The organism is Streptomyces sp. 3N207, assembly GCF_052246355.1.
In the GTDB taxonomy this organism is placed as follows: domain Bacteria; phylum Actinomycetota; class Actinomycetes; order Streptomycetales; family Streptomycetaceae; genus Streptomyces.
Genome location: NZ_JBQQBV010000003.1, coordinates 126088 through 141581 on the forward strand (window position 1 = coordinate 126088; position 15494 = coordinate 141581).

The window sequence follows — 15494 nt, forward strand, 5'->3', positions numbered from 1 at the left end:
ACGAACCAGGCGAGCGTAATTGCAGAATCGCCACCATTCGCCACCCCTTCGGATGAACCCCGGAGCGCTGGGACGCGCTTGACTTGACACCTGGGAAACAACTCCACGGAGAGGCAGCCCTCGTCCCCACCTTCCCGTCCTCACCCAGGAGTCCAGCCGTCACTGTGTGCAACGTTGTCGTAACCATAAGCATTCGGGACCCGTTGGAGTGAGCATGGGCTTCACGATCGGCGCCATCAGCGGTCTCAGCGGCATCCGCGAGATCCGTGAGCTGCGGCCCGGCGCACGCAGGCGCGAACGCGCCCAGGTGTGCACCAACGTCGCTGAGTACACGAGCCTTTGGGGCTGGGACGTCGTCCCCGGCGCCCGCGCCACCCGCTCGGGCGGCCGTGTCGCCTGTTCCTGCGGCGCGAGCGCCTGCCCCTCCCCCGGCGACCATCCGCTCGACGCCTCCCTCGAAGTGCCGGCGGGCGCCACCCTGGACGAGGCGTCCCGCGCCTGGGCCGCGGTCCCCGGCGCCGCCACGCTGCTGCCCACAGGCCGCGCCTTCGACGTGATCGAGGTCGCCGAGAGCGCCGGCCAGTGCGCATTGGTGCGGCTGGAGCGGATGGGGGTGCCGCTGGGTCCGGTGGCGGCGACGCCGCACGGCCGGGCCTGGTTCCTGGTCGCCCCGGGCGCCGCTGCCGAACTCCCGGAGCTGCTCTACCGGATGGGCTGGGACGACGCCGATCTCGATCTGCGCGGCAGGGGTGAGGGCGAGCACATCACGGCGCCGCCGTCCGACCTCGCCGGTCTGGGGCCCGTGCGCTGGCTGCGGGCACCGACGCTGGAGGCGGCGGGCCGCCCTCCGCAGGCCCGCTTGCTGCTGGGCACCCTCGCGTATGTGTGCCACCGCTCAGCCGTCGTGCGGCCGCGCACGGCGGGCTGGGGCGCGGCTCTGCGCTAGCCCGCACATGGTCAGGGGGTGTGGGGACAGCGCCCCGCACACCCCCTGCCACCGCGACGACAACTGCCGGCTTCAGCTCTCCTGGACCAGGGCATCCACGAACGCATCCGGTTCGAAGGGAGCCAGGTCGTCGGCCCCCTCGCCCAGGCCGACGAGCTTGACCGGGACGCCCAGTTCGCGCTGGACCGCGACGACGATGCCGCCCTTGGCCGTGCCGTCCAGCTTGGTCAGCACGATGCCGGTGATGTCCACGACCTCCGCGAACACCCTGGCCTGCACCAGTCCGTTCTGACCCGTCGTGGCGTCCAGCACCAGCAGCACCTCGTCCACCGGGCCCTGCTTCTCCACCACGCGCTTGACCTTGCCCAGCTCGTCCATGAGTCCGGTCTTGGTGTGCAGCCGGCCCGCCGTGTCGATCAGCACCACATCGGCGACGGCCTCGGTGCCCTGCTTGACCGCGTCGAACGCGACCGAGGCGGGGTCGCCGCCCTCCGGGCCACGGACCGTACGGGCGCCCACACGCGTGCCCCAGGTCTCCAACTGGTCGGCGGCGGCGGCACGGAAGGTGTCGGCCGCGCCGAGCACCACCGATTTGCCGTCGGCCACCAGCACCCGGGCGAGCTTGCCGGTGGTGGTGGTCTTGCCGGTGCCGTTGACGCCGACGACCAGCACCACGCCCGGGCGGTCGACGGCGCCCCGGGTGTCGGTGTGCACGGTGCGGTCCAGGTCGGTGCCGACCAGCTTGAGCAGTTCCTCGCGCAGCAGGCCGCGCAGCTCGTCGGGGGTGCGGGTGCCAAGCACCTTGACGCGCTCGCGCAGCCGCTCGACCAGCTCCTGGGTGGGGCCGACGCCGACATCGGCGGTCAGCAGGGTGTCCTCGACCTCCTCCCAGGTCTCCTCGTCCAGGTGCTCCCGGGACAGCAGGGTCAGCAGGCCCTTGCCGAGGGAGTTCTGGGAGCGGGAGAGCCGGTCGCGGAGCCGCACCAGGCGGCCCGCGGTCGGAGCCGGAGTCTCCACCTCGGGCGGAGCCGTGGCCGCCTCGGCGGTGACGGGGGCCTCGGCCTCCGCCTCCTCGGCCTCGGGAAGGCCGACCTCCTCGATCGTGCGGCGGGCGCCTTCGGGCGGGGCCTCAGCCTCCTCCCCGACCTTCGGTTCGGCTGTACGTGTGGGGGCTTCGGCAGTGCTCTCGGGGGTTTCGGGCCTGGTCTCGGCAGCCTTCTTCCTGCGGCCGCTGACCACCAGCCCGCTGATCGCGGCGAGCGCGATCACAGCGATGACTACTACAAGGATGACGATTTCCATAGCGGCTCCAGTATCGACCACCGTCAACGCTTCGCGGCCATTCCCTCTTCGCGCGCGCTCCACTACGGTCCAGCACCCGCAGATGCCGTCTTCCGGTGGGGGCCCACGTGACCGTGACGACCAGTGTCCGCTTCAACCTCGTCCAGCCCGAACAGCCGCCGGGTGCCGGGGATTCGGCCGAGCGCCCCGTGGACCGCTACCGGGCCGCGCTGGAGATGGCGGGGTACGCCGACGAGCACGGTGTGACCTCGCTCATCGTCGAGGAGCACCACGGCTCCCCCGACGGCTGGCTGCCCGCGCCGCTCGCCCTCGCGGGCGCCTTTCTGGGGCGTACGCGCAGCACACTGGTGACGGCTTGCGCGGTCCTGGCGCCGCTGTACGACCCGCTGCGGCTGGCCGAGGACATCGCCGTGCTCGACCTGGTCAGTGGCGGCCGGCTGGTCACGGTGGCGGGGATCGGCTACCGCCCGGAGGAGTACGCGGCGCTGGGGCTGGACTTCGCCCGGCGCGGCGCCCGGCAGGACGAGGTGCTGGAGACGCTGCTTGCCGCCTGGACCGGTGAGCCGTTCAGCTACCGGGGCCGCACGGTGCGCGTCACCCCGCGCCCGTACAGCAGCCCGCATCCACCGCTGTTCGTCGGCGGCAGCTCGCGCCCGGCCGCGCGGCGGGCCGCACGGCTGGGGCTGCCGCTCTTCCTCCCCGCGCACCTGCCGGAGCTCGCGCGCTACTACGAGGAGCGCTGTGCAGCTGCGGGCAGTGCTCCGCTGTGCCTGATGCCGCCGGCGGAGATCTGCGTCGTACATCTGACGGACGACCCGGATCGGGCCTGGGCGGAACTGGGTGAGCACTTTCTGTACGAGGCGCGCCAGTACGCCTCCTGGCAGACGTCGGAGGTGCGCTCGGCGATGACGGCGCAGGCGACGACCGTCGACCAGCTGCGCGCGGAGGGCGTCTACCGCTTCGTCACCCCGGACGAGTGCCTGGCGCTGGTGGCGCGGCAGCCGGAGGGGGCGCGGCAGATTTTGCTGCATCCGCTGTGCGGCGGCATGCCGGTGGAGGAGGGCTGGCGTTCGCTGCGGCTGCTCGCTCAGGAGGTCATTCCGCAGCTGAAGAAGATCGAGGACTGAGCACCCACCGCGTATCCGTGGCGAAACGGACGGCGAAAGCCCGCTGCCCCGGCTCCTGGCGAAGGAGCCGGGGCAGCGCCGTACGAGGAGTGGGCGGCGGGGGGGCTAGCCCATCTCCTCCAACGCCTTGCCCTTCGGCTCCGGCACCCACTTGAGGATGAACGGAATCGAGAGCAGGGCGAAGACCGTGTAGGCGACGTACGTGGCGGACAGGTTCCACTCCGACAGGCTCGGGAAGCTGGCTGTGATGGCCCAGTTGGCGACCCACTGCGCGGAGGCGGCGACACCGAGCGCGGCGGCGCGGATCTTGCTCGGGAAGATCTCGCCGAGCAGCACCCAGACGACCACACCCCAGGAGAGGGCGAAGAACAGCGTGAAGGTGTGCGCGCCGACCAGCGCGACGACGCCCTGGGTGTCCGGCAGCGAGACCTTGTCGCCGGAGCCGGTCTTGGCCGAGAACGCCCAGGCGACAGACGCCAGCGAGAGGGTCATACCGACCGAGCCGATCAGCGCCAGCGGCTTCCGGCCGATCCGGTCGACGAAGATCATCGCGATGACGGTGCCGATGATGTTCACGATCGAGGTCGTGAAGGAGTAGAGGAACGAGCTCTCGGGGTTGATGCCCACCGACTGCCACAGCGTCGAGGAGTAGTAGAAGACGACGTTGATGCCGACGAGCTGCTGGAAGACGGACAGGCCGATACCGACCCAGACGATAGGCAGCAGGCCGAAGCGCCCGCCGAGCAGGTCCCGGAAGGTGGACTTGTGCTCGCTGCGCATGGCCGTCTCGATCTCGCTGATCCGCAGGTCGAGGCGGTCGTGCTCACCCTCGACGCCGGCCAGCACCTCGCGGGCCTTGTCCTGGCGGCCGACCGAGATCAAGAAGCGCGGGGACTCGGGGATGGCGAAGGAGAGCAGGAAGTAACCGACCGCGGGGATCAGCATGATGCCGAGCATCCACTGCCAGGCTTCCAGCCCGGCGACGGTACCGCGCTGGTCACCGTCGGCGAGGTTGAGGATGCCCCAGTTGACCAGCTGGGACACAGCAATACCGAGGACGATCGCGCCCTGCTGGAAGGAGGCGAGCCTGCCCCGGTAGGCGGGCGGCGACACCTCGGCGATGTAGGCCGGGCCGATGACGGAGGCCATACCGATGGCGATACCGCCCAGCACCCGCCACATCGCCAGGTCCCACAGCGCGAAGGGCAGGGCCGAGCCGACGGCGCTGACGATGAAGAGGACGGCGGCCAGCCGCATGACCTGGATACGGCCTATGCGGTCCGCTATCCGGCCGGCGACGGCAGCACCGATCGCACTGCCGATCAGGGCGGCGGCGATGACCTGCGCCAGCATGGCGGAGCCGACGTCGAAGCGGCCGCGGATCGCCTCCACCGCTCCGTTGATGACTGAGCTGTCGTAGCCGAAGAGAAAGCCGCCCATGGCGGCTGCCGCGGTGATGAAGACGACACGGCCAAGGGGCGCCGTGTGCGCTCCGGTGCCGGGCCGCGGCTGCGGTGTCTGCGGCGCGTCCTGCGCTGTGCTGGTCACGTTCTTCTCCTGAGGTACCCCGGCGACAGTGCCGGGAGGGGAACACCAACCGTCAAGGGTCGAAGACGGGCCTGCACACGGAAGCGCGCTGGCCTCAGGCTTAACGGCGGCTTCTCAGACTGTAAATCTTCAAGTCATGAAGTCAATAGGTCGGGAACTGCGACCCAGAGCACACACCCAACGATCACCGTTCGACTTCTGAAGTGAAGCAGCCGTTTCCGGACCGTTCTCCGGCGGTTTCAGGAGAGCCGCTGACTGATCACCTTGGAGACACCGTCGCCCTGCATGGAGACGCCGTAGAGCGCGTCGGCAACCTCCATCGTGCGCTTCTGATGGGTGATCACGATCAGCTGGGAGCTGTCCTTGAGCTCCTCCATGATCCGGATGAGCCGCTGGAGGTTGGTGTCGTCCAGCGCCGCCTCGACCTCGTCCATCACATAGAACGGGCTGGGCCGTGCCTTGAAGATCGACACGAGCAGCGCGACCGCCGTCAGGGACCGCTCACCGCCGGAGAGCAGCGAGAGCCGCTTGACCTTCTTGCCCGGCGGCCTGGCCTCCACATCGACACCCGTGGTCAGCATGTCGTCGGGATCGGTGAGCACCAGCCGCCCCTCACCGCCCGGGAAGAGCCGCGAGAAGACGCCCTCGAACTCGCGCGCCGTGTCGTGGTACGCCTCCGTGAAGACCTGCTCGACGCGCTCGTCCACCTCCTTGACGACCTGGAGGAGGTCGGCACGCGTCTTCTTCAGGTCCTCCAGCTGCTCGCTGAGGAACTGGTGCCGCTCCTCCAGCGCCGCGAACTCCTCCAGCGCCAGCGGATTGATCTTCCCCAGCTTCTGGTAGGCACGCTCGGCCGCCTTGAGGCGCTTCTCCTGCTCGGCGCGGACGAACGGCACCGGCTTGTTGCGCGGGTGCTGCGGGTCCTCGGGCAGCTCCTCGCCCTCGGCGGGCGGGGACGGCGGCACCAACTGGTCGGGGCCGTAGTCCCGGATCAGCCCGGCCGGCTCGACGCCGAGCTCCTCCAGTGCCTTCGTCTCCAGCTGCTCGATGCGCATCCGCTTCTCCGCGCCGAGCACCTCGCCCCGGTGCACCGAGTCGGTCAGCTTGTCCAACTCGTCCTTGAGCGCCCGGCCCGCGTTGCGCTCGTCGGCCAGCGCCTGCTCACGCTCGGCCTTGGCCCGCTCGATGCCCTCCCGCTCCTCGCGGGCCCGCTCCAACGACGCCTCGACGTAGGCGAGCAGCTGCCGGGAGCCGTCCGCGACGGCCTGGGCGACCTCCGCCTCGTGGCGCAGCCGCACCCGGCGCTCCTCCGCCCTGGCCCGGGCCTCGCGCTCGGCGCGGGCCCCCCGGTCGAGCGCTTCCGCACGCCCGGCGATCGCCTTGACCCGCTCCTCATGCGTACGGACCTGAAGGCGGGCCTCCATCTCGGTCTGGCGCGCGTTGGCGCCGTCAGCGGCGAGGCGGTCCCGCACGGAGGTGTCCGGGTCGCTCCCGCCCTCCGCGTCCTGGGCCTCCTCGGCGACGGCGAGACTTTCGGCCAGCTCATCGGCCTCCTGGCGGGCCCTCGCGAGGGCTTCCTCCGCCTTGGTCACCGCCGCGGCGGCGCGTTCCGCTTCGCCTTGAGCGGCACGGGCTTGACCGGAAAGGGTGCCTACCTTTCCTGCGATACGGGACTTTTCGCGCTCCGCGGAGCTGCGCCGGCGGGCCAGGTCCTCGACCTCGGCCGCCGCTGAGCGCCGGGTCTCCTTCGCCTGGGCCTGCGCTTCTTTGAGCTGATCACAGCGGGTTTCCAGCTCGGTGAGCTGCGCCGCTGCCTCGTCCACCGCCGCCTGGGCTTCGAGGAGCGAGGGGGCGCCCTCCGAGCCGCCGCCGGCGAAGTGGGCGCCGAGGATGTCGCCCTCGGCCGTGACCGCTCGGTGACCGGGGTGCCGCCTGACGAGGTCCTCGGCGGTCTCCAAGGTGTCGACCACCACCGTGTTTTCGAGCAGGTGCTCGATGGTGGGGCGGAGTTCTTCCGGTGCGGTCACCAAGGCTGTCGCGGGGGTGCCATAGGGGAGGTTGCCATCCGCTGCCACCCGTTGCGGGCTGGGGAACGGCGCCCGCTCCTGAGTCGCCACCAGCAGCGTTGCTCGGCCGCCGTCCTCCTTCCGCAACAGGCGCAGGGCCTCTGCCGCGGTGGACACGTCCGTCACCGCTACCGCATCAGCCGCCGAACCCAACGCGGCCGCTATCGGCAGCTCATAGCCCGGGGTCACCGTCAGCAGTTCGGCAGCGGGACCCAGAAGACCGGTGAGGCGGTCCTTGGCGGCGAGCAGAGCTGCTGTGCCGTCCTTGCGGCGAAGGTTCAGGGCGAGGGTGTCGTGACGGGCCGAGGTGGCGGCGCGTTCGCGTTCGGCTTCGGTGAGGGCGTCCCGGGCGGCGGTGAAGGCGGCCTCGGCCGCGGCCAGTTCGCGCTTGGCCTGCTCGTGACGCTCGGCGAGCTCCTCGTCGCCCTCGTCGAGACCGTCGACCTCACCGCGCAGGGCCTCGTACTCCTCCTGGGCCTGCTTGGCCCGTTGGAGCGCGTCGTCCCGTGCGGTGGCGAGTCGGTCGATCTCGGACTGCGCCGAGGCGACGCGGCTGCGTGCGGCCCCCGCCTTGCCGCGCAGGCGCTCGAGATTTTCGCGGCGGTCGGCCAGCGCCCGCGCCTCGTCGCGCAGCCGGCGCTCCTCCTGCTCCAGCCTGCGTTCCAACTCGGAGCGGTGTGCGACCGTCTCGTCCAGCGCCGTGGTCGCGGCCTCCAGCGCCGCCTCCAGTTCCGCCTCCTGCTCGCGGATACGGGCTGCCTCGCGCTCCATCTCCTCCGGATCGCGGCCCCGGCGCTCCTCGGGCTGGGGCGCAGCCGCGTGCTGGACGCGCTGATCGGCCAGGCCGATGGTGCCGCGTACCCGTTCGGCCAGCTGGGAGAGCTCGTACCAGGTCTGCTGGGCCCGCTCCAGCCGGGGCGCGAGGGTGCGGACCTGTTGTTCCAGGTCGGCCTCGCGACGCAGCGCCTCCTTCAGCTCGTCCTCCGCGGCCTGCTTGCGCTGCTTGAGCTCGGCCTCGTCGGCCACCTCGGTACGCAGCGCCTCGCGCAGCGAGACGAGGTCGTCGGCGAGCAGCCGGAGCCGGGCGTCGCGCAGGTCCGCCTGGATGACCTGCGCCTTCCGGGCCACCGCCGCCTGTCGGCCGAGCGGCTTGAGCTGACGGCGCAGCTCGTCGGTGAGGTCCTGGACGCGGGCCAGGTTCGCCTGCATGGCGTCCAGCTTCCGCAGCGCCTTCTCCTTGCGCTTGCGGTGCTTGAGGACGCCTGCCGCCTCCTCGATGAAGGCACGGCGCCCGGTCGGATCGGCGTGCAGTACGCCGTCGAGCTGACCCTGGCCGACGATGACATGCATCTCGCGGCCGATACCCGAGTCGGAGAGCAGCTCCTGGATGTCGAGCAGCCGGCAGGTGTCACCGTTGATCTGATACTCGCTGCCGCCGTTGCGGAACATGATCCGGGTGATGGTGACTTCGGAGTACTCGATGGGCAGCGCGCCGTCCGCGTTGTCGATGGTCAGCGAGACCTCGGCCCGGCCCAGCGGCGGGCGCCCCGTGGTCCCGGCGAAGATGACGTCCTCCATCTTGCCGCCGCGCAGCGACTTGGCGCCCTGCTCGCCCATCACCCAGGAGAGGGCGTCGACCACGTTGGACTTGCCGGAGCCGTTCGGGCCGACGACGCAGGTGATGCCGGGCTCGAAGCGCAGCGTCGTGGCGGAGGCGAAGGACTTGAATCCCCGCAGTGTCAGGCTCTTGAGGTGCACGCGTCCGGACCCTACCGAGGTTGGCCCGGCGATGTCGCGCCGACGGCCCCGAAGCGACGGGAAGGGTTTCGCCCGGGGGTTTCACCGGGAGAGGCCGGGGGCAGATCAGTCGTAACGAAACGCGCCACGTTGAGCGGACCCTCCCACACAGGCGCACCCACACAGCCGACGAGCACCAGTGGACGCACAGCGGACAAAAACTAAGGGACGCCGGAGCGTCCCTTGAGAATTTCTGAGTACGGCTGTCCTGCTCAGCCCGTCCTGCCCGGCGGGCGTGGATCAGGTCAGCGCAGGCTCGGCCGTCTTCACGTCGATGTCTTCGAACACCGAGTCGCGGTGCCGAGCGGCGGCCGACAGAGCGTCGTTCTCGGCCTGCATCCGTACGAGTTCGGATTCCAGGTCCTGGACACGCTGCTGCAGCCGTCGCATCTCGGCGAGCACTCGGGGGTCGTAGCCGCCGACGTGACCGAGAAGCGCCTTTGCCATGATGGATGGTCCTCCACACTGAGTGACCGACCGTAGACGGGTGGGTCGTGAGGGATTCGCACCGTTGAGGGTCTGCTCTGGACTTTTACTAAAGAATCTCTGGATCAAACAGCTCAGGTGCGCGGGGTTTCAGGATCTCACCAAATGGTTTGACGGTCAACACGATCACACGTCGCGCCCCCGGGCCTGCCTTGACTCGACGGCGTCCGGCGCCGGAGACGGCTGTCCGCGGGGGCTGGTGGAAGATCCACGGTGCTCACTCGTTGCGGCAGCTTTGCACGCTACGGCGCAGATGGCAACCGTTGTGGATCACCGGATCGCGAAGCCGCGATACCCACCGCGGGGTGTGTCCCAGATCTCGGTGACGCCATCCACGCGCCCGGGCGTGTCCCCGCCCCGCAGCCACTCCAGCAGTTGCTCGCAGTCGGCTCGGGTGCCCTCCGCCACGATCTGGACGCGGCCGTCACCGAGGTTCAGCGCGAAGCCGACGAGCCGTCCGATCCGGAGCGCCGCCGCGCGGGTGAACCAGCGGAAGCCGACCCCCTGAACCTCGCCGCGGACCCAGGCCGTGAGCCGTGCGGGCTCCTCGGGCCGGTGCGCGGCGGGTTGTTCGGGCAACTGTTCATTCAGGTGTTCACCCAGCTGTTCGCGCGACGTTCCGTCCGTGCTGTCGGTCGGGTTGATGGCAGCCATGGGGTGCACGCTATCCGGACAATTCCCGAGCGGACACATCAGGCGCCGTGGGGATGCCGTACATTGCGCGGCAACTCTCTTCACACCCCGCTCACACCTGGGGGCGAAGAGGGACGGAACAGTGACGCCGTATCGCCGAGCTATGTGAGGACAGCACAGATGGGTCGCCATCGACGCGCTAACCCCACTCCCGTCGCCCCGCCGGAGCCCTCCGCCCGGCAGACAGCGCCACGCCACCACGGAGGCAGGCGCCGCAGACGCGCCGCGACCCCCGTACGGACCGGCCTGCTGGGTGCCTCAGCCGCGCTTGCGATGGGCACCGTCGCCGTGGCCTCCGGTCTGGTGTCGGCGCCGGGCGGGCTCGGCGGACCACGGGACGGCCGGGTGCAGGCTGACGGCACCGGCGATCCCGCGTCCCCGCCGATATCCGGCATACCCTCCGACCGGACGTCCACCGAGGCCCCCGGCGAGGAGAGCGAGAGCAGCCGAAGCCCCGCCCCGACGCCCTCCCGGGAGCGCTCGCGCCCCGCCGAGAAGCCGGAGGCCACTCCCTCGGCGCAGCCCTCGAAGAGCCGCACGCCGGCCCGCGACAAGGAGCGGAGCTCCCGCCCGGACGACAAGAGCGCGCCGGAGCCGGGCGGCGCAGGCGACGGCAGCACCGCGGCGGCCGACCAGGAGTCCGCCGCCGAGAGCGAGGTACTCGCCCTGGTCAACCAGGAGCGCGCCAAGGCCGGCTGCCGGCCTCTCAAGGCGGACCAGCGACTTGCCGGACTGGCCGGGGAGTACAGCGAGGACATGGCGCGGCGCGGGTTCTTCTCGCACACCTCACCCGACGGCAAGACCCCCTGGGACCGCGCCGAGGCCGCGGGCATAAGCGATCTGGGCGGCGAGAACATAGCGCGCGGCCAGGCCAACGCCCGCTCCGTCATGGATTCCTGGATGCACAGCCCCGGCCACCGGGCCAACATCCTCAACTGCGACTACCGCACACTGGGCGTCGGCGCACACTTCGCCGAGGGCGGCCCCTGGTGGACCCAGGACTTCGGCTTCTGAGGGGCAACCGGACGTAGGGCGGCTCTACCGGGGAGCGCGCTGGCAGCGGGGGCAGAAGTAGCTGGAGCGGTTCATCCAGGCGCTGCGGCGCATTGCTGTGCCGCAGCGGCGGCAGGGCTCGTCCTCGCGGCCGTAGGCGTCCAGTGAGCGTTCGAAGTAGCCGGACTCGCCGTTGACGTTCACATAGAGGCTGTCGAAGCTGGTGCCGCCCTGGGCCAGCGCGGCCGTCATCACGTCCCGCACATGGCCGATCAGCTCGGCGGTCTGCTTCCGGGTGAGGGTGGCCGTGGGGCGCTCGTAGTGCAGCCGGGAGCGCCACAGCGACTCGTCGGCGTAGATGTTGCCGACGCCGCTGATCAGCGACTGGTCCAGCAGGGCGCGCTTGATGGTCGTACGGCGGCGGCGCAGGGCGGCGTGGAAGGCCGTCTCGTCGAAGGCGGGGTCGAGCGGGTCGCGGGCGATGTGGGCTATGACGTCGGGCAGCCCGTCCGGTCCGGCCGGGTGGAGCGAGAGGCCACCGAAAGTGCGCTGGTCGACGAAGCGCAGCTCGCCGCCGTCCGCGTCCTCGAAGGTGAAGCGGACCCGCAGATGCCGCTCGTCGGGGGTGCCCGGCGGCTGGATGAGGAGCTGGCCGCTCATCCCGAGGTGGGCGAGGACGGCATGGGAGCCGTCCCCGACGGGCAGCCACAGATACTTGCCGCGGCGCTTGGCCGGTCCGATACGCGCTCCGGCCAGCTGCGCGACGAAGTCCGGCGCTCCGGCCACATGGCGGCGGACGGCGCGCGGGTGGAGCACCTCAGCGGCGACGACGGTACGGCCGCCGGCCCAGCGTTCCAGGCCGCGGCGGACGACCTCGACTTCGGGCAGCTCGGGCACGGGACTCCTCGGGAGACAGGGCCCGCCTTCGCGGGCCGGATAACACCACGGCCGCCCCCGTGGCGGGGGCGGCCGGTTCATCTGGTGCGTGGGCGGTCAGCGGGTCGCCGTTGTGCCCTCCGCCGGACCGGGGGGCCCGCTCCGCCGGGCGTCGGTCACGGACGGTGTCGCGGCGCTCTTCTCACCGGCCGCGGTGCCTGTCGCGGTGCCTGGCGCAACGTCCGCCGCAGCATCTGCCGCGGCCTCGTTGCGGGCCGAGATGGCGCGCCAGGCAGCCTCGGCGGCCTGCTGCTCCGCCTCCTTCTTGCTGCGTCCTGTGCCGGTGCCGTACGCGACACCACCGACGCGGGCAGCAGCCGTGAAGGTCTTCTCGTGGTCGGGGCCCGTCTCGGAGACCAGATACTCCGGTACGCCGAGCCCTTCGGCGGCCGTCAGCTCCTGGAGGCTCGTCTTCCAGTCGAGACCGGCGCCGAGGTTGGAGGAGCGCTCGATGAGCGGGTCGAACAGGCGGTGCACCAGTTCGGAGGCCGCCTCCAGACCCTGGTCGAGGTAGACGGCGCCGATGACCGCCTCCAGCGTGTCCGCGAGGATCGACGCCTTGTCCCGGCCGCCGGTGCCCTCCTCGCCCCTGCCGAGGCGGATGAAAGCACCCAGGTCGAGGCCGCGCGCGACGCCTGCGAGGGCACGCGAGTTGACCACAGCGGCCCGCAGCTTGGCGAGCTGGCCTTCCGGAAGATCCGGATGCATGCGGTAGAGGGTGTCGGTGACGACGAGCCCGAGGACGGAGTCACCGAGGAACTCCAGGCGCTCGTTGGTGGGCAGCCCGCCGTTCTCGTACGCGTAACTGCGGTGCGTCAGCGCACGCACCAGAAGGGCGGACTCCAGTCGGTAACCGAGCCGCCCTTCCAGAATCGCGTGGGACGAGGCCGCGTCCACCAGCTCCGCAGAATCCCCTCCCTTCCCGGGAGCGGGGCTCTGAGGAGTGCCGGCGTTGGACATTGAGCCTGTCACCCGCCGATCAGACCTCGAGAACCTGGCGCTTGTTGTAGGTGCCGCAGCTCGGGCACGCGATGTGCTGCTGCTTGGGCTCGCGGCAGCGCTCGCACTTCACCAGGGTGGGGACCGCAGCCTTCCACTGCGACCGGCGGTGGCGCGTGTTGCTGCGCGACATCTTCCGCTTCGGAACAGCCACGGCTACTTCTCCTGTGAGTCATCCCCGTCGGTGCGGGGCTCGTTGTCCTTCTCGCCGTCCGGCATGGTCTCGGCGAGTCCCTGCAGTGCCGCCCACCTGATGTCGACGGCATCTTCGTGCGCGTGATCAGGATCGTCCGCCAGCCGGGCCCCGCAGTCGGGGCACAGGCCGGGGCAGTCCTCGCGGCACACCGGCTGCAACGGCAGTGCGAGCACCACCGCGTCCCGCAGCACGGGTTCGAGGTCGAACAGGTCGCCCTCGAGGAAGAGCGTGTCCTCGTCCTCCTCGTCCTCGCCGGGTTCCGCCACAGGGCGGCCCCGGTCGTCGGCTTCGGGGTAGGAGAACATCTCCTGGAAGTCCGCTTCGACTCGCTGGTCGAGCGGCTCCAGACACCTTACGCACTCCCCTGTCAGCGGCGCACGGGCGGTGCCCGTGACGAGCACCCCTTCCATGACCGACTCCAGGCGGAGGTCCAGCTCGATCGTCGCCCCGTCGGGAACCTTGATGAACTCGATACCGAGGTCACCGGGGGACTCCACCTCGCGGGAGAGCCGCTTCATCGCACCAGGACGCCGCCCCAGCTCGCGTGTGTCGAACACGAGAGGAGCACGGTGGTCGAGGGGGGCTTTCAGGGCTTCCTGCTTTCTACGGGTGGGGCTGGGGCCGCATGCACTCACGGCCGAAGAGACAGGATACTTGACGGCTCCCCCACGACCCAATCCGCGCCGGGGTGACGCCGCCCTCCGCCCCCGGGTCAGCCGCCCTGACCGTGCCGCTGCTCGTACGCCCTGAGCTGGTCGATGTCGATCATGCTCGTGTCGAAGAGGCTGGTCTCGTCCAGCTGCGGCTGGGACTGGTGCTGCTGGGCGGGGTAGTGCTGCTGGGGCTGCTGCGGGTAGTACCCGTCCTGCTGCTGTCCGTAGCCGTACGGAACGTGCTGCTGCTGCGCGTAGTACGCCTCCTGCTGGGCCTGCTGCTGCGCCTGCTGGGCGTACGCGTACGGATCGTGCTGCTGCTGGCCCCCGTCGTACGGCATCTGCTGCTGCGCGTAGTAGGGGTCGGCGGCGACCGGCTGGCTCTGCGGCTGCGGGGGGATGTGCGGGGGCTGTGCGGGCGGCTGTGGCGGCTGCTCCTCGTGTGATGCCTGGGGAACCGGGTCGGTGTGGGCGAGCCCGGCGAGGTAGTCCGCGTCGCTGGTGTGCCCGTTGAAGCCCTCGGCACCGCCCTGCGCCGCCATGTGGGCCCCCAGCTCGTCGACGGGCTCGTGGCCGCGCAGCTTGAGCCGGCCGCGCCCCACGGCCTCCAGCGTCTTGGCGAGCACCGCGGAGACCGAGCCGAGCCGTGCATCGACGTAGCTGTCGGCGCGGCGCTGCAGCTCGTACGGGTCGCCGGTGCGCTCCGGCGCTTCGTGGGCGTACTCCTCGTGCCACTCCTCGGCGCCGGGGCCGCTGCCCAGCAGCTTCTCCCGGCCCCGCTCGACCGAGCCGATGGTCTTGGACAGCACCGCTTCGAAGTTGGCCAGCTTGCTGTCGACGTAGTCGTCCGCCTCGGCCCGGATCTCGCCCGCCTCCCGTCGCGCCTCCGCGAGAATGCGGTCGGCCTCCTCCTGGGCATGCCGGGCCACTTCGGTGCCGGACACCAGCCCGGCGCGCTCGGCGTGGGCAGCCTCGATGATGCGCTGCGCCTCGTGGTGCGCCTCGGCCACGACCTGCTCGCGGCCGCCGATCACCTCACGCGCCTCGGCGAGCGAGCCGGGCAGCGCCTGGCGTACTTCTTCGAGCATGCCGAGCAGCTCGGCCCGGTTGACCACGCAGGAGGCGGACATGGGCATCGAGCGCGCACCGTCGACGGTTGCCACGATCTCGTCGAGTTTCTGCTGTACGTCCACGAAGGTGACTGTACGGCCCCTGAGTGCGGGCCCGTTACTCCTTCTCGAAGCGGACTGCTCCCTGGCAGGTCAGGGCTTGGTGAGCCGTTCGGTCAGCGCGCGGTTGACGGCCTCGGGCACCAGGTGGGAGACATCGCCGCCCCAGGTGGCGACCTCCTTGACGAGGCTGGAGGAGAGGAAGCTGTAGGTGGGGTTGGTCGGGACGAAGAGCGTCTCGACGCCGGAGAGACCGTTGTTCATCTGGGCCATCTGCAGCTCGTAGTCGAAGTCGCTGACCGCGCGCAGCCCTTTGACGATGGCCGGGATGTCGCGCTCTTTGCAGAAGTCGACCAGCAGCCCGTGGAACGCCTCCACCTTGACGTTCCCGAAGCCTTCGGTGACCTGCCGGATCAGGTCGATGCGTTCGTCGACCGCGAAGAGGCCCTGCTTCGACTTGTTGATCATCACGGCGACGTGGACCACGTCGTACAGCCGGGAGGCGCGGTCGATGATGTCGAGGTGGCCATTGGTGATGGGGTCGAAGGACCCCGGGCAGACTGCGCGGCGCACTGGCACTTCC

The 15494-nt window shown here is 70.6% G+C and carries 14 protein-coding genes; 3 read left to right on the top strand and 11 right to left on the bottom strand.

Annotation, left to right across the window (positions count from 1 at the left end; all coding sequences use genetic code 11):
• The first annotated feature begins 214 nt into the window (after positions 1-214).
• Positions 215-946, top strand: a complete 732-nt coding sequence (locus ACTWP9_RS06075; RefSeq protein WP_443244940.1) for a bifunctional DNA primase/polymerase — start codon at positions 215-217, stop codon at positions 944-946.
• A 72-nt stretch (positions 947-1018) separates the two neighbouring features.
• On the opposite strand, the gene ftsY is transcribed toward ACTWP9_RS06075, so the two are convergent.
• Positions 1019-2248: a signal recognition particle-docking protein FtsY gene (ftsY, locus tag ACTWP9_RS06080; protein ID WP_443244941.1), complete on the bottom strand. Its 1230-nt coding sequence runs from the start codon at positions 2246-2248 to the stop codon at positions 1019-1021.
• 107 nt (positions 2249-2355) lie between these two features.
• Here ftsY and ACTWP9_RS06085 point away from each other — a divergent pair, with 107 nt between their 5' ends.
• The gene (locus ACTWP9_RS06085) at positions 2356-3375 is read left to right on the top strand and encodes an LLM class flavin-dependent oxidoreductase (RefSeq protein WP_443244942.1); all 1020 of its coding nucleotides are present in this window, start codon (positions 2356-2358) and stop codon (positions 3373-3375) included.
• Between the two features lie 105 nt (positions 3376-3480).
• On the opposite strand, the gene ACTWP9_RS06090 is transcribed toward ACTWP9_RS06085, so the two are convergent.
• The 4 genes from ACTWP9_RS06090 to ACTWP9_RS06105 form a co-directional block, all read right to left on the bottom strand.
• Positions 3481-4923, bottom strand: coding sequence for a sugar porter family MFS transporter (locus ACTWP9_RS06090; protein WP_443244943.1), 1443 nt, complete (start codon positions 4921-4923; stop codon positions 3481-3483).
• Between the two features lie 239 nt (positions 4924-5162).
• Positions 5163-8747 carry a chromosome segregation protein SMC gene (gene smc / locus ACTWP9_RS06095; RefSeq protein ID WP_443244944.1) on the bottom strand — a complete coding sequence of 1195 codons (3585 nt, stop codon included), beginning with the start codon at positions 8745-8747 and terminating at the stop codon, positions 5163-5165.
• A 279-nt stretch (positions 8748-9026) separates the two neighbouring features.
• Positions 9027-9233 (bottom strand): hypothetical protein, encoded by a 207-nt coding sequence (locus ACTWP9_RS06100; RefSeq protein ID WP_209237766.1) that lies wholly within the window; start codon positions 9231-9233, stop codon positions 9027-9029.
• A 309-nt stretch (positions 9234-9542) separates the two neighbouring features.
• The gene (locus ACTWP9_RS06105) at positions 9543-9851 is read right to left on the bottom strand and encodes an acylphosphatase (protein WP_443245248.1); all 309 of its coding nucleotides are present in this window, start codon (positions 9849-9851) and stop codon (positions 9543-9545) included.
• Positions 9852-10085: 234 nt separating this feature from the next.
• Between ACTWP9_RS06105 and ACTWP9_RS06110 the strand changes: the two genes are divergently transcribed.
• Entirely contained in the window at positions 10086-10979 is an 894-nt protein-coding gene (locus tag ACTWP9_RS06110) for a CAP domain-containing protein (RefSeq protein ID WP_443244945.1), read from the top strand.
• A 24-nt stretch (positions 10980-11003) separates the two neighbouring features.
• Here the strand turns inward: ACTWP9_RS06110 and mutM are convergent, their stop codons facing one another.
• The 6 genes from mutM to coaD all read right to left on the bottom strand — a co-directional run bounded on the left by mutM (position 11004) and on the right by coaD (position 15484).
• A complete protein-coding gene (gene mutM / locus ACTWP9_RS06115; protein ID WP_443244946.1) occupies positions 11004-11855 on the bottom strand; it encodes a bifunctional DNA-formamidopyrimidine glycosylase/DNA-(apurinic or apyrimidinic site) lyase in 852 nt (283 codons plus the stop codon).
• A gap of 96 nt (positions 11856-11951) precedes the next feature.
• On the bottom strand, positions 11952-12854 hold the full coding sequence (rnc, locus tag ACTWP9_RS06120) for a ribonuclease III (RefSeq protein WP_443245249.1): 903 nt from the start codon (positions 12852-12854) through the stop codon (positions 11952-11954).
• Between the two features lie 19 nt (positions 12855-12873).
• A complete protein-coding gene (gene rpmF / locus ACTWP9_RS06125; protein WP_016470089.1) occupies positions 12874-13047 on the bottom strand; it encodes a 50S ribosomal protein L32 in 174 nt (57 codons plus the stop codon).
• 2 nt (positions 13048-13049) lie between these two features.
• Positions 13050-13646 (bottom strand): YceD family protein, encoded by a 597-nt coding sequence (locus ACTWP9_RS06130; RefSeq protein WP_443244947.1) that lies wholly within the window; start codon positions 13644-13646, stop codon positions 13050-13052.
• 155 nt (positions 13647-13801) lie between these two features.
• Positions 13802-14935, bottom strand: coding sequence for an ATP synthase F0 subunit B (locus ACTWP9_RS06135; RefSeq protein WP_443244948.1), 1134 nt, complete (start codon positions 14933-14935; stop codon positions 13802-13804).
• A 69-nt stretch (positions 14936-15004) separates the two neighbouring features.
• On the bottom strand, positions 15005-15484 hold the full coding sequence (gene coaD / locus ACTWP9_RS06140) for a pantetheine-phosphate adenylyltransferase (RefSeq protein WP_443244949.1): 480 nt from the start codon (positions 15482-15484) through the stop codon (positions 15005-15007).
• Between the last annotated feature and the right edge of the window lie 10 nt (positions 15485-15494).

What these genes read in the sequence shown, in the direction of transcription:
- ACTWP9_RS06100 (WP_209237766.1), bottom strand. Translation starts at nt 9,233, where the DNA reads ATGGCAAAGGCGCTTCTCGGTCACGTCGGCGGCTACGACCCCCGAGTG.
- rnc (WP_443245249.1), bottom strand. Translation starts at nt 12,854, where the DNA reads ATGTCCAACGCCGGCACTCCTCAGAGCCCCGCTCCCGGGAAGGGAGGG.
- ACTWP9_RS06110 (WP_443244945.1), top strand. Translation starts at nt 10,086, where the DNA reads ATGGGTCGCCATCGACGCGCTAACCCCACTCCCGTCGCCCCGCCGGAG.
- ftsY (WP_443244941.1), bottom strand. Translation starts at nt 2,248, where the DNA reads ATGGAAATCGTCATCCTTGTAGTAGTCATCGCTGTGATCGCGCTCGCC.
- ACTWP9_RS06075 (WP_443244940.1), top strand. Translation starts at nt 215, where the DNA reads ATGGGCTTCACGATCGGCGCCATCAGCGGTCTCAGCGGCATCCGCGAG.